Origin of the sequence: Desulfosoma sp. (genome assembly GCA_037481875.1) — a bacterium.
Taxonomy (GTDB): Bacteria; Desulfobacterota; Syntrophobacteria; order Syntrophobacterales; family DSM-9756; genus Desulfosoma.
Map to the genome: position 1 here is coordinate 256,784 of JBBFKY010000003.1, position 18,961 is coordinate 275,744.

The window sequence follows — 18,961 nt, forward strand, 5'->3', positions numbered from 1 at the left end:
CTTTTTCTGTCGCCTTTAAGGCCTCAGCGGCCTTTAGACTTCTTCGACCGTGATGGCGTCGCTTTCGCACACCTCCACACAGCTTTCGCAGCCGAGGCATTCGTCCTCATTGACGGGCTCGGCCTTGCCGTCCACGAGCTCGTAGACGTCCACGGGACACACATCCACGCACTCGCCGTCGCCGGTGCACTTGCTCTTGTCTACCGTCACTTTAAACATGATACATCGTCCTCCTCGTGTGATCTTGTGAAAACTCGGCGGCAGGCCGTCCCTCCGCCCGTACGGTTTGGCTCATGCCGTCATGGCCTTTACTGACCTGGCCGGGCAAAGTCAAGAAAAATTAGGTTCCCTTCCTCGGGTCCCGTTCGTGATTCTTTTCTCATGCCCCAAGACCAAAAAGGCCTGCCGTCTTTCTTTTCGGGCTATGTCTAACGTCTTGAAAAGCCCCCCGAAGGGCTGAAGAAAAACCCTTCGGGGAAGCGCTCTCTCTGCTTACACGCAGCCCGTAGGTTTCGGCAGGCCGGCCATCTTACATGCACCCTTTCCCGGTCCGCTCGGAAAGAGCTCGTAGATGTATTTAAGCTTGTAACCGGTCACCTTGGTGAGGATCCGGACCATGGGAGCGATCCCGTGCTTACGGTAGTAGTCCTGAAGCACATGGATGATTTTCCAGTGTTCTTCCGTCAGCTCTTGAATGCCTTCCGATTCCTTGACGTACTCGACCCATTCCGGGCACCAGTTGTCAAAGCTGTCGATGAAGCCATCTTCGTCAAGGTTGAACACTTTCCCTTTGTACTCAACTTGTGCCATGGAAGCAACCTCCTTTGTTTTGGAATCTTCCGTAGACAACCGTCATACGGGGCTCTGTCCTATGAGGGATCTTGCCAAACAGTCTTGCATCACCCCCCCTTCCCGGCTTGCCCGGTATCGCCTGGCAGCTTGGACCATCCCTTGGGCCCAGGCTTCACAGCCCAAGGCATGCAGGTGGCTATAAGTTGCCAGCACGTTTTTATAGCATACTCCATCGCGACCTTCCAAGACCCCGAATCCCTTTTTCACACGAAAAGCGCATTCCACAAGTCCATGCACATCGACCACTCGTGAATAATGGAATTCGTGCCCTTTAAGCTCAATCCCTTCAGGAAAAAACGGTGTTTCTCGAATCGATTCCAACACCGTGTAGCCGTGTCCCTGAGGCTTCGTGCCCATGAGCACGGAAAAGGGAAAAATTCCTACCATGGGATAAAGTCCCTGAGCCGTCTGAATACCTTGGGAAAGATACATCAGACCCCCGCATTCCGCATAAACGGGAAGCCCATTTTCGACAGCCTCTTGAACGGATTTTCTAAAGGTCACATTGGCCACGAGAAGGGAAAGGTGCGTTTCAGGAAACCCTCCACCTATATAAAGCGCATCCACGTCAGGCAAGACGGGTGTCGTCGTGCTGTCCATGAACACCAACTGCGCACCCGCTACTTGAAGGGCTTCCAAATTGTCCGGATAATAGAACTGAAAAACCCGATCTTGAATCACGCCGATACGAACGGGCTCAAAAAAACCACGGCTCAAGCCCTGTGGGAGCGCCTCAGCAGGCTGCCCCAGTGGCTCCGCGGTACGTGCCACATCGAGAATGCCATCCACATCCACATACCGCAGCATGCATTCGGAGAGCCTCTCCAAGGTGTCCTGCAAACACAGGTGTTCCTGAACCGGCAATAGCCCCATGTGACGTTCGGGAAACATAATCCCCACATCTTTGGGAAGCACCCCGAGAACAGGAACGCCGCAATCCCTGCGAATGGATTCTGCAACAACCCTTTCATGGCGGGATCCGGCAACGCGATTGAGCACCACTCCCGCCACGTTCACTTGGGTATCCAGGCGCTGGCATCCCAGAACCATAGCGGCGGCGGTTCGCGTCACCTTGGTGACATCCAAGACAAGGACCACGGGGGCTTTGAGAAGCTTGGCCAGTTCGGCCGAAGAACAGGTTCCTCGAGCATCCACCCCGTCGTAAAGCCCTCGGTTTCCCTCGATGAGAGCCACATCCGCCCCTCGAGCCCGATGCACGAGGGATTGCAGGATTTTCTTTGGGGTCATCAAGTAAGGATCGAGGTTGTAGCAGGGTGAGGAGGCCGCACAACTGAGCCATCCCGCGTCAATGTAGTCCGGGCCTTTCTTGAAAGGCACGACACGCAGCCCCTTTCCTCGAGTCAGAGCGGCGGCGAGGCCGGTGGACACCAGCGTCTTGCCGGCTCCTCCCCGCAAGGCTGCGATCAACAGACGCGGAGTGTTGTGCAGCATCGTCGGTTCACCAGCGGTGCCGCCAGCCTTTTGCAGGGCCGGCGGCACCTGCCTTTTTAGAACTTGAACTGCGTTGTGGTCCGCCAGGTCATCATGGCGAGCCTGTAGTCGTCAATGTGCTCATGGCGGAATTCGATTCCTGTCTTTTCAAAGAACCGTTCCCACCCGATGCGTTCGATCCACTCCCCGACACGCTCATAGCGACGTGCATCGGAAGCGTAGGTTTCCAGCATCTTCTTGATCGTTTGAACCGTTGTCGGCCAACGCGGCGGTTCGTTGGGAATATAGGGCACGGCCAGCTTGGAGAACTTAGGCGGCACACGGGAGTTGGACACTTTGCCACCCACCCACAGAGCGATACCGTCACCTTCGCCGTCCGCCAAGGGCAGGGCCGGACACATGGTGTAGCAGTTCCCGCAGAACATACAGCGGTTTTCGTTGATCTCGACGCTCTTGTAGTCCCCGACCTTTTTCGGCTTGATGGCGGCCGTCGGACACGCCGCGATGACCAACGGAATTTCGCAAACGTTCTGGACACGTTCGTGCTCGATGATGGGCGGTTTACGGTGCACACCCAGAATCGCGATATCCGAACAATGGACGGCGCCGCACATGTTCAAGCAGCAGGCCAGAGAGATACGCACCTGGGCCGGCAGCTTATGCGAACCGAAATACTCAAACAGTTCGTCCATGACCGCCTTGACGATACCTGAAGCATCGATGGCCGGAGTATGGCAATGGACCCAACCTTGGGTATGAACGACGTTGGTTACGCTGGCACCAGTACCGCCGATGGGGAACCAGTTGCCACGGCTCTTCAGATCGTCGATCAGAGGTTTGAGCTTGGCTTTGTCATCGACCATGAATTCGATGTTGTTTCGAGTCGTCCAGCGCACATAGCCGCCGCAGTGCTTGTCGGCGATATCGCAGACCTCTCGAATCAAGTCCACCGAAAGGAGACGAGCCGCACCCACGCGTACCGTGTAGACTTCGGCGCCGGTTTCGGAGACGTGGACCAGAACACCCGGCTCCAAAATTTCATGGTATTTCCATTTACCGTAGTTTTCCTTGATAAATGGAGGGAAGAACTTGTCGTATTTCGGGGGACCGATATCGGTAAGACGATCTTTCATGATGTCACTAGGATCGAATGGCATGGTGTCTCCTCCTATGCATGATGCCGTTCGCGGTAAGCCTTCCCATCGCGTTCCCAGCCGCCAGGGACGTCCGCAGGATCGTAAAAGATGTAAGGATTAAAGCGAGGCGTATTGATCATGCGCGGATCGGGTTCCACCTCCACGGCCTTCAGGAATTCCCTCAAGCCGAGCCGCTGAATGAGTTCACCCAAACGCTCGCGGTTCTTGCCGTTTTCCATCCACCAATCCCACATCTTTTCCACGAAAGAGTGAAATTCTTCGTAAGGCGGTTCCATCTTCATGAAAGGAATGATGACGCTGGAAAGCTGGGCACCCTCCAAAATGGGGGCTTTGGCGCCGCACAAAATGGTAGCGCCCACGTCGGTACCCGGCCGCAAGGCACGAGGCATCACGTTGATGCAATGCATGCAGCGCGTACAGTCTTCATCCCAAATTTTCAGGTTCTTGCCGTCCCATTCCATGCAGCGGGTAGGACAGAGGTCGATGACTTCCTTTTGAATGTCCAGTTTACGTTTTTCAAACCCGTGGGATCCCCCGTTGGGAACCAGTTCGCCACCCACATACGCGCGCACGGCTTCCTGATCAATGCGGATTTTGTCCCTCCAGGTTCCGATGATAGAGCAATCGGCCCGGGCAATGGCCGCCACGCAGTCGTTGGGGCATCCAGAAGCCTTAAACTTAAACTTGTAGGGGAACATGGGACGATGAAGCTCGTCCTGATACCGCATCGTGATGTCATAAATGATGTCTTGGGTGTCCAGACAAGACCATTCGCAACGGGCTTTGCCCACACAGCCTTCCGGAGTCCGCATGTTGGATCCGGAACCGCCCAGGTCCATGCCCAGCTCATGGGTCAGCCGGTAAAAGATGGGCTCCAACTGATCCGTAGTGGTCCCAAGCAAAATCACGTCGCCGGTGGAGCCATGCATGTTGGTCAAGCCGCTGCCGTGTTCTTCCCAAATGTCGCACAGCTTGCGGAGCACTTCGGATGTGTAGAACTTGCTTGCCGGCTGATTGACACGCATGGTGTGGAAATGGGCCACGTTGGGGAAGAGATCCGGCCGGTCACAGTACCGCCCGATCACGCCGCCTCCGTAACCGAAAACGCCCACGATGCCGCCGTGCTTCCAGTGCCCCTCTTTGTGCTCATAGGACATTTCCAAGAGCCCCAGAAGGTCTTCGCACATGGGTTTTCTGGCCGCCACGCGCTTGATGTCGGTCACGAAGCTCGGCCATGGACCCTTTTCCAGTTCATCAAGCATTGGGGTCGCATGCTTTAAAGCCATCCTTCTACCTCCTTAAGAGAATGAGAAAACCCGCTTACACACACCGACGCCCCAAAAAGCGTTCGGTCCCGGCAGCCTTTGATCCAGCTTACACCTTGAGCCAGAACCTGCTTCTTTGGGCGAACACCCCTAAAACTATTTCATTTTTTCTTCTTCAGCCGCCACATCGTCCACGCCGGGCAGCATGTAAAGGGTCGTGCTGCCGCTCGACCAATACTTGACCTTGCCTTCTTCCACAAGCTCGTTGATGATCTTTTTTGCTTCACGCATCTTGAGCTCAGGCACGGCCTTGCAAAGGTCGTTGAAGTAAAGCTTGGTTTTTTTCTGAGTTTTCATGTACTCAAGAATTTTTGCCTTGGCCTCTTCACTCATGGTCCTCTCCTTTGTGATAGAAAAACAGCAACATCGGAAGCCTTTGCGCTCCCGCCGATCCATTCGCTACTGGTAAATGAGAAAGTGAATCTATTCACTCGCAGCCCACACCTCTATAAACTTGGGTTTCAAGCTTTGTCAACAAAAAACCCGGCCGATGACGGCGCGTGGCAAAGCGCCGATCCTTTGGGGTTTCAATGTCATACCCGCCCTGCCGTGACATACGGAAAAGAACGTCAGGCTCAAAAACAGAGAATCACCTCCCTCGAGAGGACTCAAGGCGAAAAGGTTTCGTATCGTTTGGAGGGCGGGGACATCCGTTTGCCTTCCAAAATCCTCTTCCAATACTTGGAAGTACCTCTGACTATTTCTTGAGTCATCACGTGTAGGAGCCTGTCTGAGAACTCACAGTACCAAGGTCTCTCGCCGTTTCATGGGAGCGTGGGCGTCCCGCACGCATTAGGAGCGTGGCGCTCGCATCATGTGTGTGCTGGGAATCGATTTTCCGGAAAAGGTATGCTCTTTTTTCAATGTCGCGCAAGCTGGTAGGTTTCTGCCGGTACCCCATCTGTAGAGGCGGACCTGTGTGTCCACCCCAAAGGATTGTCGTGCCTGAACGCCCTAGGGGCGGACACATGGGTCCGCCCCTACGAGGGTGACCGAGAATTTATCTTTGGGAACGGAGAAGTCCCGCATACATAAACGGCAGGTCAGAGGCACGAGCTCGCAGGAAAACAAACGTCTTGCGGCGTAGGGGCAAGGCGGCGTCTCGCCCCTGCAAAGGCTAAACCTGGCTGTTTCCTGGTGGTGCGGGCCTTGGGCCCGGTCTTTGTGCTGGTGTCCCGCCCTCAAGAGGAACGGGCTGGAAACTTGCTTTACCCGGGGAAAAAACCTGGTTCAGGCTTGTAAGGGCGAGGCGTGCTTCGCCTCTTCTTTGAAATGACATTCCATGCAACGGTCATGATGCGTTCTCGGAAAGGCTTCCAGTGTCACCGTTCGTTTTGCCGAGGTGGATGGAGTGGCACAAATGCCCAATCTTCCCCTCGTTTGACCTTTTCTTGACAGTGCCTCGTGCCCTTGTTAGGTTCCCGAGGCAATTTCGAAAGCGGGTGGAAATTCCCTCATTGGGGGACGCCGCCACCCCCGTTCCAGGACGGACAAATCTTTGGTGCGAGGACGACCATGACCGATTCTTCCAAAGAGGCAAAACAGCTTGAGTCGGATCTCAATCAATATATTCGCTACCTACGTGAGCGGATTTTCTTCGAACCTGACTCGCCCGTGTTTCACTACAACCTAGGCTTGGCCTACGCACGTAAGGGCCTGCGCGCGGAAGCCATTGCGGAATTTCGTCAGGCCATCGCCTGTGATCCTTCCATGGCCCAAGCCTATGTGAATTTAGGAGGGCTTCTTTTTCAGGAAGGCGACTTGGACAAGTGCATCGAGGCCAACCGAAAAGCTCTGGAACTGGATCCGACCCTTGCCATGGCCTATAGCAATTTAGGTTTTGCGTACCTTCAAAAGGGAGACCCGCAGGCCGCCGTCGCCGCCTGTCAAAAAGCGGTTGAGCTGATGCCGAATCTTTTACAAGCCTATAACAACCTGGCCATCGCCCACATTCAAAGGAGGGAATGGCAGGAAAGCATTGCAGCCTCTCTTCGAGCTTTGGAAATCAAACCGGATTTTGCTCCGGCCCATTTCAATCTCTATGTGGCCTATGAAGCCTTGGGGGACGAGGAAAATGCCGCCAAACACAGACAACGGGCCCAAGCCCTAGGCTATCCTCTGGATGACTAAGCTCCTTTAGGTCTTTAAAGAAAAAGTAAAGTTCCCTTCACCTGGAGAAAACATCGTGTTAGTGGACGAAGAAGCTCCTTTGGAAGTGCTCAAAGACCGCCTTGTCGTACTGGAATATACCGTCACCCTTGAAGACGGCTCTGTGATCCTTGGAGGAGACGAGCCGGCGGCCATGAATTTCGCCGTAGGCTACGGTCAGGTTCTTCCTGCGCTGGAAGCCCGCCTTTTGGGACACAAGGAAGGGGAAACACTACAGTTTGTGATTCCCGCCGACGAGGCTTTCGGGCCCTATGATCCCCGCCAGGTAAAGCGTCGCTCTTTTGAAGACTTTCCTCAGGGCCGTGATCTCCAGCCCGGGAAATGGGTTCTCGCCTCCAACGACCGCACGGGCGCACGGTATAGCTATTATGTTCAGTCGAAAGACGACGAAGGGGTGGTTTTGGATTTCAATCATCCTCTGGCCGGACACGATCTTTACTATCATGTGAATATCCTTAAAGTTCGAGATTTGACCCCCGAAGAACTGGTCGAGCTCCGCCCGTGTCAAGGGGCGTCGTGACGTCCATGGTGCCGAAAGTTTTCTGAAGATAGCGAAAATTTTGAGTCTTCGGCACAGACCGTGAAAGGTTCGCACACCAAACGCACGGGGGCCTGATCCCACCCGAAAGCCTGCGGGCGGACACTTCGGTCCGCCCCTACAGGGTCGGGTCCATGGGCGAATACGGGGGCGCTTTAAGGAATCGATGGAACAAACAAGCGAAAACCGGTGGAACGAAATGGCGTGCGGACGTTTAGGTTTCGGGATGAGCGGATTCTGCAGCCAGGACCGATCCCGCTTTATTGAAAGGAAGGTCTCAGGCCTTTTCCCCTTGGGTGCGTTCGAACCAGCGGCAGAACGCATACACAGCCATGGCTCTGTTGTCTTGGCGCAGCAACCCCCGGCATAGATCCACCAGTTCCTTGTGATGGCTTCGCAGTCGTTCATCATGCCCTTGGCTTTGGTAAAACTCGGCAAGAATCATCCCGGCTTGTAAAGCTGTCGCACTGCGGATCTGTTCTCGAGGGTCTTTGGGTTCCTGAAAAGGATCCCAGTTTTCGTAGCCCATTTTCAGAATGCGCTGTTGCCCTCTTTTGGACATCTGATCAAAAATAGCTTTCTTACGACGTTCGTATTCCTGGCGGTCTTCCACGAGCCAAACTCCTGTTACGGTTCATTCCAAAAAAGTTTGAGCCTGATTTTTTTAAATTCTCGAGTGCTGAAAAGAATTCGGTATTCATCAAGCCCAACGGCTTCGGAAAGCCTTTTAGCGATCTTTCGGCATTCATTTTCCGTTTTGGCATGGATCATGGCATAGAGATTGTAAGGCCACTGCGCATGAAGAGGTCTCTGGTAACAGTGGCTGACTTCCGGGAAAGCGGCCAGAGCCATGCCTGAAGCGTCGATGCGTGATGGGTCACATTGCCAAACAACCATACCGTTGGCTCCAAATCCCGCCTGTCGGTGGTTGAGCACGGCCGCAAAGCGTCGAATCCAGCTCCAAGCCAACCATTGGCGAATAACGCCCATGAGATCCTCATCATTCATGCCCAAAGACCGACCCCATGCAGCAAAGGGACGAGGAACCAAAGGTAAATCTTCTTGAAGGCATCGAACCAGTTTCACGTTATGCTCCGAGGCGTGAAAACGTTCCAAAGATTCCAAAGAAGCTTCCGGCAATCCTCCCGCGGAAGTGTCGGCTTCCGAATCTTCCAGCACATCCAGCACGACGGCGAGTTTATACTTTTTTAGAGCGGGTAAAATGAGCGTGGGCCATCCTCCAGCTTCCCGGGACAGCCTGGTCACCACGTCATCAAGGCTCCTGCCGGGTGGTACGGCAATGGTAAACCATAGGTTAAAGGAAGCCGGCCGAAGATAGTTATGGCTGACCCCAGGGTAAGCATTCACCACGCGAGCCGCTTGCTCCGTGTAAGCTTCCGGGACCGCCATGGCCACCAAGCTGCTTTGATACCCCAAAGCACCGGTGTTAAAGATGGCACTGATCTGGCGAACCAAGCGCCCGGCCTTTAAGTTTTGGATACGAGAGAGGACCTCTTGTTCTTCAAGGCCGAGCCTTTCCCCCAGCACGGCGTAAGGCTTCGACTCGATGGGAAAAGAGCGCTGAATGTGGTCCAGCAGCCGACGATCGATACTGTCCAAAGAAGTCCCTTTCTTCGCTCGAAATATGGGGCCTGCAAAAGTCAGTTTGGCATCCGTGCCTTCTCATGATAAACATTTTGAGCGGTTAAAGCCAAAACCTTTCTCGCTTGGGAGACTTTCATGCCGTTGAAAATCCTTTTCTGTGCTTCGGAAGCCGTTCCTTTTGCCAAAACGGGTGGCCTTGCCGATGTGACCGCGGCTCTTCCCGAAGCTTTGGCCAACTTGGGGCATGACGTGCGGCTTTTCGTGCCGCTTTACCCCGCCGTGGAACGGAACGGGGACACGGTCAAAATCCTCGCCGAATGGATCCCCATCCATGTCGGCGTGCACACATACCATGTGCATTTCTGGCAATGGATGCGGCCGTCGTCGTACCCTGTCTATTTCATGGAAAAAGACGAATTCTTTGATCGCCCCCACCTATATGTGCACCCTCTTCGCGGCGATTACGAAGACAATGCGGAGCGTTTCGTCACCTTTTCAAGAGCTCTTTATCCCCTTTGCAAACATCTGGATTGGATTCCCGACATCGTGCATCTCCACGATTGGCAAACGGCACTCGCCGCTGCCTGTCACTTCTTTCACTGGCGATATGATCAGGCCTTCGCCCGGGTTCGAACCCTGCTGACCATACACAACCTGGCCCATCAGGGGCTCTTTCCCGAAAGCTACTTCAGCCTTACGGGCCTGCCCACGGAAGCTTACACCATCGAGGGGATGGAATTTTACGGCCAGTGCAATTTCCTCAAAGCGGGCATCGCCTACAGTGACCGCATTTCTACGGTAAGTCCCAGGTATGCGAGGGAAATTCTTGAGCCTAAACAAGGTTTCGGCTTGGACGGTATCTTGCGCCGCCGTCAAAACGCTCTTGTGGGAATCCTGAACGGGATTGACACCGTGCAATGGAACCCTGCCGAAGATCCTTTCATTCCAGCCCCTTTTGACGCCGATCGCCTGGAAGGCAAAAAGGTATGCAAAGAAAAGGTTCTAGAGGAGCTGGGATTTCCTGACGTGGTTCGACAAAACCCCTTATGCGTGGTGGTCAGCCGACTGGTGCATCAGAAAGGAATCGACCTTATTCTGGAAGCCCTAGACGAGATGATGAATCTTTCCGTATCCCTGGCCGTCCTTGGGACGGGTGATCCTCATTTAGAACGGCTCCTCTTGCAGGCGCAATCGTGTCATTCCGAGCGCGTGCGTGTGGTGCTGGCTTTTGATGAGGGATTGGCTCATCGGTTAGAAGCCGGAGGCGACATCTTTCTCATGCCCTCTCGATACGAACCCTGCGGGCTTAATCAAATGTACAGCATGCGTTACGGGACCATTCCCATTGTCGCCGCCACGGGAGGTTTGGATGATTCCGTTGTAGATGCCGCCCAATTTCCCGAAACAGGAAACGGTTTCAAGTTTTACGTGCACACCAAGGAGGCCTTTTTGGCTGCTTTAAAGGAGGCTCTGGACACTTTTCAGGACTCGGAAAAATGGCGTGGCTTGCAGCAAAGGGCCATGCGAGAAGACTTTAGCTGGGATCGAGCGGCTCGGGCTTATGTTTCCTTGTATGAAGAGATGCTCGCCCCGTCAAGCGGGCCTTGAAAACGCCAAGTCTCTTGGCTGGTTTCAAGCGCCGCTCGCCGTTATGCGATTCATGAAGAGGGTTGCCAAGCCCAGAAAAAAGAAAAAGCCTCCTGTATCCGTAGCAGCCGTCACAAAGATGCTCGATCCCAACGCGGGATCCAATTTAAGCTTTCGCAACACGATGGGAACGAGCGCTCCCAAGCATCCTGCCACGATCATGTTAAAAATCATAGCCAGCCACATGATGAGGGCAAGCCACGGATTGTGGTGCCAGGCCAGTGTGATGACGGCAAGAACCGCACCGCACAGAGCTCCGTTGCACAACCCCACGGTCATCTGACGCAAGACGACCCGCCACGTGCCTTTGTCCAGAATTTCCCCTAAAGCAAGGGCACGTACGACCACCGTGAGGGACTGCGTGCCCGCATTACCTCCGAGGCCGGCTACGAGAGGCATGAGGGATGCCAGGACGACGAAATGCGCGATGGTTTCCGAAAAGAGACTGACCGTATAGGAGGCGATGAGCGCCGTTCCCAGGTTCACCAAAAGCCAGGGAGATCGAAGCTTGACGGATCTGATGACAGGCGACGAAATTCTTTCGTCCGTATCCAAGCTGGCCAACAGATACATGTCCTCTGTAGCTTCTTCTGTGATGACATCAAAGATGTCATCGTAGGTGATGATCCCCACCAGGCGTTTTTCGCCGTCCACCACAGGCATGGCCAAGAAGTCGTAATGCCTCATTTCTTTGGCCACCAGCTCGATGTCCATGTCCACCGGGACAGAAATCACCTGCCGGGACATGATGCGTTCTATCAAACTTTCCGGGCGGGCCATGATGAGGTCCCGCAAAGACACAATCCCGACAAGATGACGCCTTTCATCCACCACATAGGCGTAATATATGGTTTCCTTTTTGGGAGCCTGCAGGCGCAGGTCATCCAAGGCCTCCCGAACGGTTTGCGTGGCTATAAGGGAGGCGTAGTCGGTGGTCATGTAGGCCCCGGCACTTTCTTCGGGGTACGTGAGAAGCTTCAGCAGATTTTGTCGTTCCGCTTTGATCAGCAACGATAAAAGCTTATCCTGAAAATCCTCGTCCAGTTCTTCCACCAGGTCGGCCCTATCATCGGGACGCATCAAGGTGATAAGCCTCACCACCGTATTCCGGCTAAGAAAAGGCAGTGTTTCTTTTTGTGTCTCAAAAGGTAGAAACTCAAAAATAGTGAGAACCTTTTCCGGCCCAAGCACCTCCACAATGCGAGCGATATCCTCGGGTTTGTATTGAGCCAGATGCAGGGCGGCATCGGCCGGGTGCATACTTTCCAAAGTCTGCTGCAACGCTTCCCACCGCTCGGTGATGCCCCCTTCATGGAGCAGACCTTCGAAACTTTCATTTAACGTCATGAAAACACCCCTCTGCTTCTTTCACCGCCACTTTCTGTCTGCAAAGCTCTGCTCTGCTAGCAGAATCTCTCCAGCTTTTCAATGCCCCTTTCCGCACCCCTCCAAAAAGGCTTGACAGGCGTCGATGCGCCTTCTATTGCCAGCCTGCTTGGTTGATAAGACACCAGAAAAAAGTCGCTCCTGCATTTTTGCCGGTAAAGGCCAACCGAAAAGGAGATAGATCCATGAACGAACTCGACGCCTACGAAAGGCTTGCACGACATCTCGACCGATTGCCCGCAGGTTTTCCTCGCACGGAATCCGGCGTGGAATTGAAAATCCTTGAAAAACTCTTTACCCCGGAAGAGGCCCACCTGGCAGTTCTTCTTTCCTTGAAGCCGGAACCTGTGGAAAGCATTGCGGAACGAGCCGGATTACCCTCCCAAGAGCTGGCTACCAAATTGGAAGCAATGGCCAAAAAGGGGTTGATTTTTCGCCTGCGGAAGGGATCTGAAACCCGTTACATGGCGGCTCAATTCGTTATTGGTATCTGGGAATACCATGTGAATGCTTTGGACGAAGAACTCATCGCCTTGGTCAATGAATACATTCCTGTTTTTTTTGAAAAAAGTTTGGCTTTAAAAACGCCTCAGTTGCGTACCATTCCTCTACCCCGTTCCATCACGCCGGAACAAAGCGTTATGCCTTACGAAGAAGCCCGCCGCATCCTTGCGGAACAGGATAAAATCGTTGTGGCTCCGTGTATCTGCCGCAAAGAACACGCAATGGTGGGAAAGGGCTGTGATCGTCCATTGGAAACCTGCCTCGTTTTCGGCTCGGGAGCCCAATACTATGAAGAAAATGGATTAGGACGCCCCATCGATCAGGAAGAAGCCCATAAGATTCTGGAGATGGCCGAAGAGCATGCCCTGGTTTTGCAACCGTCCAACGCCCAGAAAGTGATGAACATCTGTCTGTGCTGCGGATGCTGCTGCCAAATCTTAAAGAATCTCAAAAAGCTTCCTACACCTGCTGATTTTGTCGTCAGCAATTATCTGGCTCGAGTTCGAGAAGAGGACTGTGTCGGATGTGAAACCTGCGTGGAACGCTGTCAGATGGATGCCATGGCCATGGCAGAAGGCATTGCCCACGTGGATTCCAAACGATGCATCGGCTGCGGCGTGTGCGTCCCTACTTGCCCGCAAGAAGCGATCGCCTTGGAACCCAAGCCGGAGGATCAAAAAAAGACTCCTCCGGCTCATCCCTTTGACCTGTATAAGATGATGGCCCTTCAGCGCATGGCGTCATAAGGCCGATCCAGCGCCGGGATCATTCTTGGAGTATTTTCGACTATCGCTAGAAGTCGGTTGTCAGGCGTTGGAAAGAAACAAAGAGTTCGGTTTTCAAGGATCTCGATGACAGGGAATTTCTTTCAAGGTGGTTTTTGAGGCGGACTTCCATGTCCGCCTTAAAAAAAAACCTGAGTGGAATAGGATCGTGAGATCAAGGGCTTCCATGGCAGAAATCCTGTTGCAAGCCTTAGCCTGTGGAGAAGTTTTACACTTATAAACGTCAAAGACTTCAATGAGGCGGACCGATCGCTCTTGGCCTCTCAGAGCGGATAAACATTTCCTGACTCGAGGATTCTCCAACCGCTTCGTGTCTCTCCCAACAGCAAGTTGATCTGCCAGCCCACTTTACAATGGTCGGTGATCACTTTGGGAACCTTGACTTCCAGAAGTCCGGTGTCCATGGTCACGCCGGAAAGGATGAGAACACCCGGCCGAATGTCCTCAACGACAAAATAGTCATCCAGTTCGTCGTCCCAGGTCCGGGGAGGATGGGTTTGGGAAAAATCGTAGAGCAACCGAGCAAGGCGTTCGGCGGCTGGAAGCTCCCTAGAGGCTTCCGCCGCTAAGTCCATGGCTTTGCGAGCTTCTTCCTTTGGGGCGTAGCTTTTGGCAACCAGCCATTTCATGAGAGCTTTGGTGACCGTTCCTGCCGCTCGTAGAAGCGATTCCGAAGCCATGACCTTGCGAATCATAAAAAATGTCAGAAATGTGGACACTCCAGAAGGAATCTTTTCCGGACCAAAAATGGCGCAAAATGTTTGATCCTTGTAATCCACCAAGCGCCGGTACAGGGTGTTTTCTCCGGCCGTGGGCAGCTCTTGGTAACCGTAAAGATTCAAGGAGGTGTGAAAAAGAGAGATAACCTCCTCGTAGCGTCGAAAAGTCTGAGGTTTCAGACGTTTTTTCTGGTCCGAGAGAAATTCGGCAAAGATGTCCTCTATGTTGGGCTTGGCCACCATCGGAAAGGAGATGATGTTCCCTTTGGCGTTGGCTTCGTTTTTCATCGATACTCCGCACCGACCTCATAAGATGTGAACATGGCCCCTTATGGGTTCCCCGCTTATACCTTTCTTCCGCAAGAAGGGCAATACACAAAAGAGGGTTCCAAGGCCCTGCCACACGATGGACATCGATTTGTAACAGTTAAAGGTGGCGAAGGAGAAGGTCTTCCTTGAAAAACTTCATCCGGTGGCGCCGCATAACCGCATCGATCGCACATGAGCAGAGGTTCACCTTTTTTGACCGGAAAAAGTGGAATGAAGAAAAGGCTGAGGTAGTGGTCGATGCGTCTGAGGCGTGCTTGAGCCAGTCCACAAGCCGGGCATAAACGCGGCGTTTCATCCAAGGTCTTGGTTTTGGGCTGAATGCCTCCGATGAAAAAGAACACTTTCTCTCACCCCCTGAGGTTTTTGCCCTTAGATTCCAGATTCGGGGCTTCAGAACGCTTGCTGAAGCCTGTCCAAGAACTCGCGATCCCGATGTCTCTGAGGCCATTTCAAAGCAGGGTCAAGGTTTGTCCCACCCCCGCAAGCCTGAAACTTTCTCCTTTCCTGCATGCGCCGGCCTCCCGCCCAGACGAGAAGCCATCGGGAAGAACACGCTCTCGGGGACATGACGGTTTCATCTATACGGGCACGGAGCGCCGTACCCTTGCTCCTTGCAATACCTTTTCCTCGGGTGGTCCATTTTGAGTCCTCGAACACGTGGCTACACATTAAAACGAAAATGCACGATGTCTCCGTCTTTCACAGGGTAATCTCGACCTTCCAGACGAACAAGACCCTGTTTTCGAGCTGCGGCATAGTCTCCGGCTCGGCGCAGATCCTCATAGGCCACCACTTCCGCCCGAATAAAGCCTTTTTTCATGTCTGAATGGACCACGCCGGCCGCTTCCACCGCAGGCAGTCCACAAGGAATCGTCCAGGCTTTGACCTCGTCCTCTCCAACCGTGAAAAAGCTCCCAAGCCCCAGGAGCTGAAAAGAACGTCGAATCACACGGTCCATGGCCGAATCCGTAATGCCGTAATCCTCTCGAAAAACAGCCGCATCGGCTTCACTAAGCTGCGCCATTTCCATTTCGAGCCTTCCTCGAATGACCAAAACATCCTCTAGACCCTTCAAGTCCTCGGGAACATGTGGATTATCGTCGTCATTGTTGACAACCACAAGGATGGGCTTGGCCGACAGAAAAGTATACCCTTTGAGTTCCGGAGCCGTTGCCAGACTCGGTTCGGTTCGTAAAGGTTTTTCTTGGTTGAGAAGTTCGGCGCACCGTTGCAGAAGTTCCAGTTCCACGGCGGCGGTTTTTCGACCTTTTTTGAGTTCCGCCTCGATGCGTTCCAGGCGTTTCTCCACCGTCGCCAAATCCGCTAAAAGGAATTCTTCTTCCAGTTCCCGAAGGTCTCGTGCCGGATGAGGAAGGCCGAGAGCGGGATCCGAAAAATTGCGCACCACGACGAGGAAAGCTTCCACCGGGCGCATGTGCGTCAGAAGCAAGGCCATGTAATCCTTTTTCTTTTCAGCAACTCCCGCTATTCCCTGAAGATCCGTGTAAGTCACTTGCGCCGGCGTCTTTTTTCGAGGTTGATACAAGCTGAACAACCACTCAAGACGGGTATCGGGAACCGGTACCACACCCAAAACCGGCACAACTTGCCCGGAAACGGCTGCGGATTCACCGGTGCGTTGGGTCAACGCATTAAAGACGGTGGTTTTTCCAGATCTGCTTAGACCAACAATGCCCAGTTTCATGTGCCTTCCCCTTAATCTTGCCGTTCCAAGCACTTCTTTGCATAATGGTGATTATGGAAAAGCGTGTTTCTTTCATACATCTTTCAAGGAACTTGAGCAATGCGTTGCTCCGGGCTGCCGCCGTGATGGAAGCGGAAGGGACTCTGAGCGGTCCGTTGCGACATGAACAGTTGGAGGCATTGATTCGAACATGGAGCCCCGACGCAAAGCTGGAACCCGCATGGGAGTCTTCCAGGAAGGCGCAGCGGGTGTCAACCGGATCGCCGAGGCTTCCAAAAATTCTTGAAAAATCAAAGACCCTGACCCACCAGTGGATGGCCCTGGGAACGAAAGTTCTCAGGTGCCGGTTTCCTCCCGGACATCCTATGGAATCCTGTCCAAAATATCTCTTTGCGTGGGGAACCCCGCCGGAACCGAACATCACCCTCTGTGCGGCTTTCAATTCACGCAAAGGGAAAAACACCCATGGCCAAGATCCTTGGGTGCTCGCTTTGCGTCAGGTCTTTGAACACATGGCGAAACATCCCGTGGGATGGGTGAGCAGCTATCAAACACCCGTCTACGATTTGACCTCATGCTGGGCGCAACTTTACCGTAAACCCCTTGTGCTTGTGGCTGTGCCTTCCCGCACTCGACCCGTTTTTCAGGAATGGATTTCTTATTTTCCAGACCTTAAGCCCTCATGGGTCCTTTCTTGTCTTCCGGGCCGCGCCGCCTGTTCGCCGTCCCGGTACGTGGTTTGTCGAGACCGCCTTGTGGCGGCCATAGCTCAGCATTTCTTTGTGCTTGCCGTCCGCGCTCAAGGCAATCTGGCTGAAGTTCTCTGGGATGAGTTGTCATTCCACCCTAAACACACCTGGGTTTTCCCATGTTCCAAGGTGTCCTCGGAAACGGAAGGAAACCGAAAAATTCTCGACTCCTTTCCCCATTGTACCCAAGCATGGCCTCAACCGAGCAAATCCGGCGTTTCAACCCCAAAACCCATGCACACCCCCATAACGAGGCGCTCCTTGTCAAAACCTTCGAGCCTCCAAAAGGAAGCCTTGCTTTTCCATTACACGAGATCGTGTCCCGGACCGTGGCCTGGACAAAGCCGATGTGCCTGGGCTGAAGATCTGTTGAAGGCCAAGCCGTGGGCCGACCACACAGCCTTGGACACCCTGTGGCATATCCTTTCTGAGGGACGCGTGAGAGCCAGTGGACGGTTGATTCGCCACGGAATCCCCGTGGTGTCCTGGACACGCGTCGCCCCAGGGGATCTGTCTAAGCTTATACGGTGGAATCCCGCCTTGATTCGATGGACCTTTGAACCTTACGGGATCGCTGTCACAAAGCAAGTTTTGCAAGAACTTGGAGCCAAACCCGTCATTTATGCCCGTGAAGAGGATTATGCGAAGATTTCGGCAAAGGACCGTTTCCGATTTCAATTGCATCAGCCCGGCCGCATTTCATGGAAAAGAGAAAGGGAATGGAGGCTGCCTGCAGATCTTTTTTTGGATGAGTTGGACCCCGAAACCTGGTGGGCTTTTGTGCCAAGCCATGAAGAAGCATGCCGGCTTCAAGAAAATCTTGAGCGTCCCCGCCGCATTATTCCTCTGAGCGACCTGCCCGGCGAAGACTCGTGACGATAATGAAAGGCTTTTCCTTTATTTAGAGATTTCGTGCTCGAATCATTGGGAAATCCACGGAGGCCTGTCTTCGCAAGGGCTTTCTGAGGGCTCCGCAACGGATGGTTCTTCTGGTTCCCGAGATGTATGTTCCAAGATATGCACAACGGTTTGAAGGAAACTGTCGAGTCCTTGCCGAGTCAAGGCGGAAATGGCCACCGTAGGATGCCCTAATCCTTTGTAGAACTCCAGCAAATGTTGTCGATCTTCAGGATTAGCAATCAGATCCATTTTGTTGAGCGCAACCAGGCGAGGTTTAAGCATTAATTTTTCAGAGTACTGCCCCAGTTCATTTTCGATGATTCTATAAGGTTCCAAAGGATTTGCACGAGGCACGGCCGCCGCGTCCACCACATGGACCAGAATGCGGGTTCTTTCGATATGCCGCAGAAAACGAATGCCCAGGCCGGCTCCTTGATGAGCGCCTTCTATAAGACCTGGAATGTCCGCCATCACAAAAGGGGGAGCGTCCCCGTAAGCCACCACACCCAGATTAGGCACAAGAGTGGTAAAGGGATAATCGGCGATTTTGGGGCGTGCTGCGGAAACGGCGGCAATCAGTGTGGATTTCCCGGCGTTGGGAAATCCCACAAGGCCCACGTCCGCGAGAAGCTTAAGCTCCAGAATGAGTTCGCGGGATTCTCCTTCTTTGCCTTCTTCGGCCATGCGTGGAGCTTGTCGTGTGGAGGTCACAAACCGAGCGTTCCCGCGTCCTCCGAGGCCGCCTCGAGCCGCCGTCCATCGCATTCCCGGCTTGTTGAGGTCCACAAGAACTTGTCCCGTGTGAGCATCTTTGACTAGAGTGCCCACGGGGACCAACAAGACCAAGTCTTCCCCACTGCGACCGTGTTTATCTTTTCCCTGGCCGTGCCGGCCTCTTTGAGCCCGGTAGCAACGCTTATATCGAAAATCCAGCAGAGTTTGCTTGCGTTCCGTCGCTTCCAAAACCACGTCCCCGCCTTTGCCGCCGTCCCCTCCATCGGGCCCGCCTCGAGGCACATACTTTTCCCGGCGGAAGCTCACGCATCCGTTGCCGCCGCGTCCGGCATGCACTTCTATTCGAACTTCATCCACGAAACGCATGAGGGGCTCCCGAAAAAATACAACGGGGGAGCTTCGC

General features: G+C 53.7%; 17 protein-coding genes. 5 read left to right on the forward strand and 12 right to left on the reverse strand.

Annotation, left to right across the window (positions count from 1 at the left end):
• Positions 1 to 33 precede the first annotated feature (33 nt).
• The 6 genes from WHS46_06140 to WHS46_06165 all read right to left on the reverse strand — a co-directional run bounded on the left by WHS46_06140 (position 34) and on the right by WHS46_06165 (position 5,119).
• Positions 34 to 219, reverse strand: coding sequence for a ferredoxin (locus WHS46_06140; GenBank protein ID MEJ5348250.1), 186 nt, complete (start codon positions 217 to 219; stop codon positions 34 to 36).
• A gap of 273 nt (positions 220 to 492) precedes the next feature.
• Positions 493 to 810 carry a TusE/DsrC/DsvC family sulfur relay protein gene (locus WHS46_06145; protein MEJ5348251.1) on the reverse strand — a complete coding sequence of 106 codons (318 nt, stop codon included), beginning with the start codon at positions 808 to 810 and terminating at the stop codon, positions 493 to 495.
• Between the two features lie 42 nt (positions 811 to 852).
• Complete coding sequence (locus WHS46_06150) at positions 853 to 2,304, reverse strand: cobyrinate a,c-diamide synthase (protein ID MEJ5348252.1); 1,452 nt, start codon at positions 2,302 to 2,304, stop codon at positions 853 to 855.
• Positions 2,305 to 2,360: 56 nt separating this feature from the next.
• Complete coding sequence (gene dsrB, locus WHS46_06155) at positions 2,361 to 3,461, reverse strand: dissimilatory-type sulfite reductase subunit beta (protein ID MEJ5348253.1); 1,101 nt, start codon at positions 3,459 to 3,461, stop codon at positions 2,361 to 2,363.
• An 11-nt stretch (positions 3,462 to 3,472) separates the two neighbouring features.
• Positions 3,473 to 4,747, reverse strand: coding sequence for a dissimilatory-type sulfite reductase subunit alpha (gene dsrA / locus WHS46_06160; GenBank protein MEJ5348254.1), 1,275 nt, complete (start codon positions 4,745 to 4,747; stop codon positions 3,473 to 3,475).
• Positions 4,748 to 4,882: 135 nt separating this feature from the next.
• On the reverse strand, positions 4,883 to 5,119 hold the full coding sequence (locus WHS46_06165; protein MEJ5348255.1) for a dissimilatory sulfite reductase D family protein: 237 nt from the start codon (positions 5,117 to 5,119) through the stop codon (positions 4,883 to 4,885).
• A 1,182-nt stretch (positions 5,120 to 6,301) separates the two neighbouring features.
• Here WHS46_06165 and WHS46_06170 point away from each other — a divergent pair.
• Positions 6,302 to 6,916, forward strand: coding sequence for a tetratricopeptide repeat protein (locus WHS46_06170; GenBank protein ID MEJ5348256.1), 615 nt, complete (start codon positions 6,302 to 6,304; stop codon positions 6,914 to 6,916).
• 55 nt (positions 6,917 to 6,971) lie between these two features.
• A complete protein-coding gene (locus WHS46_06175) occupies positions 6,972 to 7,475 on the forward strand; it encodes an FKBP-type peptidyl-prolyl cis-trans isomerase (GenBank protein ID MEJ5348257.1) in 504 nt (167 codons plus the stop codon).
• A 295-nt stretch (positions 7,476 to 7,770) separates the two neighbouring features.
• Here WHS46_06175 and WHS46_06180 read toward each other — a convergent pair whose 3' ends face one another.
• Together WHS46_06180 and WHS46_06185 are read right to left on the reverse strand one after the other, a co-directional pair.
• Positions 7,771 to 8,106 (reverse strand): hypothetical protein, encoded by a 336-nt coding sequence (locus tag WHS46_06180; GenBank protein ID MEJ5348258.1) that lies wholly within the window; start codon positions 8,104 to 8,106, stop codon positions 7,771 to 7,773.
• A gap of 14 nt (positions 8,107 to 8,120) precedes the next feature.
• The gene (locus WHS46_06185) at positions 8,121 to 9,113 is read right to left on the reverse strand and encodes an AsnC family transcriptional regulator (GenBank protein MEJ5348259.1); all 993 of its coding nucleotides are present in this window, start codon (positions 9,111 to 9,113) and stop codon (positions 8,121 to 8,123) included.
• 120 nt (positions 9,114 to 9,233) lie between these two features.
• On the opposite strand from WHS46_06185, the gene glgA reads away from it, so the two are divergent.
• On the forward strand, positions 9,234 to 10,706 hold the full coding sequence (gene glgA / locus WHS46_06190; GenBank protein ID MEJ5348260.1) for a glycogen synthase GlgA: 1,473 nt from the start codon (positions 9,234 to 9,236) through the stop codon (positions 10,704 to 10,706).
• Positions 10,707 to 10,730: 24 nt separating this feature from the next.
• On the opposite strand, the gene mgtE is transcribed toward glgA, so the two are convergent.
• Positions 10,731 to 12,092 carry a magnesium transporter gene (gene mgtE, locus WHS46_06195; protein ID MEJ5348261.1) on the reverse strand — a complete coding sequence of 454 codons (1,362 nt, stop codon included), beginning with the start codon at positions 12,090 to 12,092 and terminating at the stop codon, positions 10,731 to 10,733.
• A gap of 224 nt (positions 12,093 to 12,316) precedes the next feature.
• Here mgtE and WHS46_06200 point away from each other — a divergent pair, with 224 nt between their 5' ends.
• The gene (locus WHS46_06200) at positions 12,317 to 13,381 is read left to right on the forward strand and encodes a 4Fe-4S dicluster-binding protein (protein MEJ5348262.1); all 1,065 of its coding nucleotides are present in this window, start codon (positions 12,317 to 12,319) and stop codon (positions 13,379 to 13,381) included.
• 302 nt (positions 13,382 to 13,683) lie between these two features.
• Here WHS46_06200 and WHS46_06205 read toward each other — a convergent pair whose 3' ends face one another.
• Both WHS46_06205 and WHS46_06210 read right to left on the reverse strand, forming a co-directional pair.
• On the reverse strand, positions 13,684 to 14,427 hold the full coding sequence (locus WHS46_06205; protein ID MEJ5348263.1) for a hypothetical protein: 744 nt from the start codon (positions 14,425 to 14,427) through the stop codon (positions 13,684 to 13,686).
• Between the two features lie 703 nt (positions 14,428 to 15,130).
• Positions 15,131 to 16,174 carry a DUF933 domain-containing protein gene (locus WHS46_06210; GenBank protein ID MEJ5348264.1) on the reverse strand — a complete coding sequence of 348 codons (1,044 nt, stop codon included), beginning with the start codon at positions 16,172 to 16,174 and terminating at the stop codon, positions 15,131 to 15,133.
• A gap of 365 nt (positions 16,175 to 16,539) precedes the next feature.
• On the opposite strand from WHS46_06210, the gene WHS46_06215 reads away from it, so the two are divergent.
• A complete protein-coding gene (locus WHS46_06215; protein ID MEJ5348265.1) occupies positions 16,540 to 17,799 on the forward strand; it encodes a hypothetical protein in 1,260 nt (419 codons plus the stop codon).
• 45 nt (positions 17,800 to 17,844) lie between these two features.
• On the opposite strand, the gene obgE is transcribed toward WHS46_06215, so the two are convergent.
• The gene (obgE, locus tag WHS46_06220) at positions 17,845 to 18,924 is read right to left on the reverse strand and encodes a GTPase ObgE (protein ID MEJ5348266.1); all 1,080 of its coding nucleotides are present in this window, start codon (positions 18,922 to 18,924) and stop codon (positions 17,845 to 17,847) included.
• Positions 18,925 to 18,961 lie beyond the last annotated feature (37 nt).

What these genes read in the sequence shown, in the direction of transcription:
- WHS46_06140 (MEJ5348250.1), bottom strand. Translation starts at nt 219, where the DNA reads ATGTTTAAAGTGACGGTAGACAAGAGCAAGTGCACCGGCGACGGCGAG.
- WHS46_06145 (MEJ5348251.1), bottom strand. Translation starts at nt 810, where the DNA reads ATGGCACAAGTTGAGTACAAAGGGAAAGTGTTCAACCTTGACGAAGAT.
- WHS46_06150 (MEJ5348252.1), bottom strand. Translation starts at nt 2,304, where the DNA reads ATGCTGCACAACACTCCGCGTCTGTTGATCGCAGCCTTGCGGGGAGGA.
- dsrB (MEJ5348253.1), bottom strand. Translation starts at nt 3,461, where the DNA reads ATGCCATTCGATCCTAGTGACATCATGAAAGATCGTCTTACCGATATC.
- dsrA (MEJ5348254.1), bottom strand. Translation starts at nt 4,747, where the DNA reads ATGGCTTTAAAGCATGCGACCCCAATGCTTGATGAACTGGAAAAGGGT.
- WHS46_06165 (MEJ5348255.1), bottom strand. Translation starts at nt 5,119, where the DNA reads ATGAGTGAAGAGGCCAAGGCAAAAATTCTTGAGTACATGAAAACTCAG.
- WHS46_06170 (MEJ5348256.1), top strand. Translation starts at nt 6,302, where the DNA reads ATGACCGATTCTTCCAAAGAGGCAAAACAGCTTGAGTCGGATCTCAAT.
- glgA (MEJ5348260.1), top strand. Translation starts at nt 9,234, where the DNA reads ATGCCGTTGAAAATCCTTTTCTGTGCTTCGGAAGCCGTTCCTTTTGCC.
- mgtE (MEJ5348261.1), bottom strand. Translation starts at nt 12,092, where the DNA reads ATGACGTTAAATGAAAGTTTCGAAGGTCTGCTCCATGAAGGGGGCATC.
- WHS46_06200 (MEJ5348262.1), top strand. Translation starts at nt 12,317, where the DNA reads ATGAACGAACTCGACGCCTACGAAAGGCTTGCACGACATCTCGACCGA.
- WHS46_06205 (MEJ5348263.1), bottom strand. Translation starts at nt 14,427, where the DNA reads ATGAAAAACGAAGCCAACGCCAAAGGGAACATCATCTCCTTTCCGATG.
- WHS46_06210 (MEJ5348264.1), bottom strand. Translation starts at nt 16,174, where the DNA reads ATGAAACTGGGCATTGTTGGTCTAAGCAGATCTGGAAAAACCACCGTC.
- WHS46_06215 (MEJ5348265.1), top strand. Translation starts at nt 16,540, where the DNA reads ATGGAATCCTGTCCAAAATATCTCTTTGCGTGGGGAACCCCGCCGGAA.
- obgE (MEJ5348266.1), bottom strand. Translation starts at nt 18,924, where the DNA reads ATGCGTTTCGTGGATGAAGTTCGAATAGAAGTGCATGCCGGACGCGGC.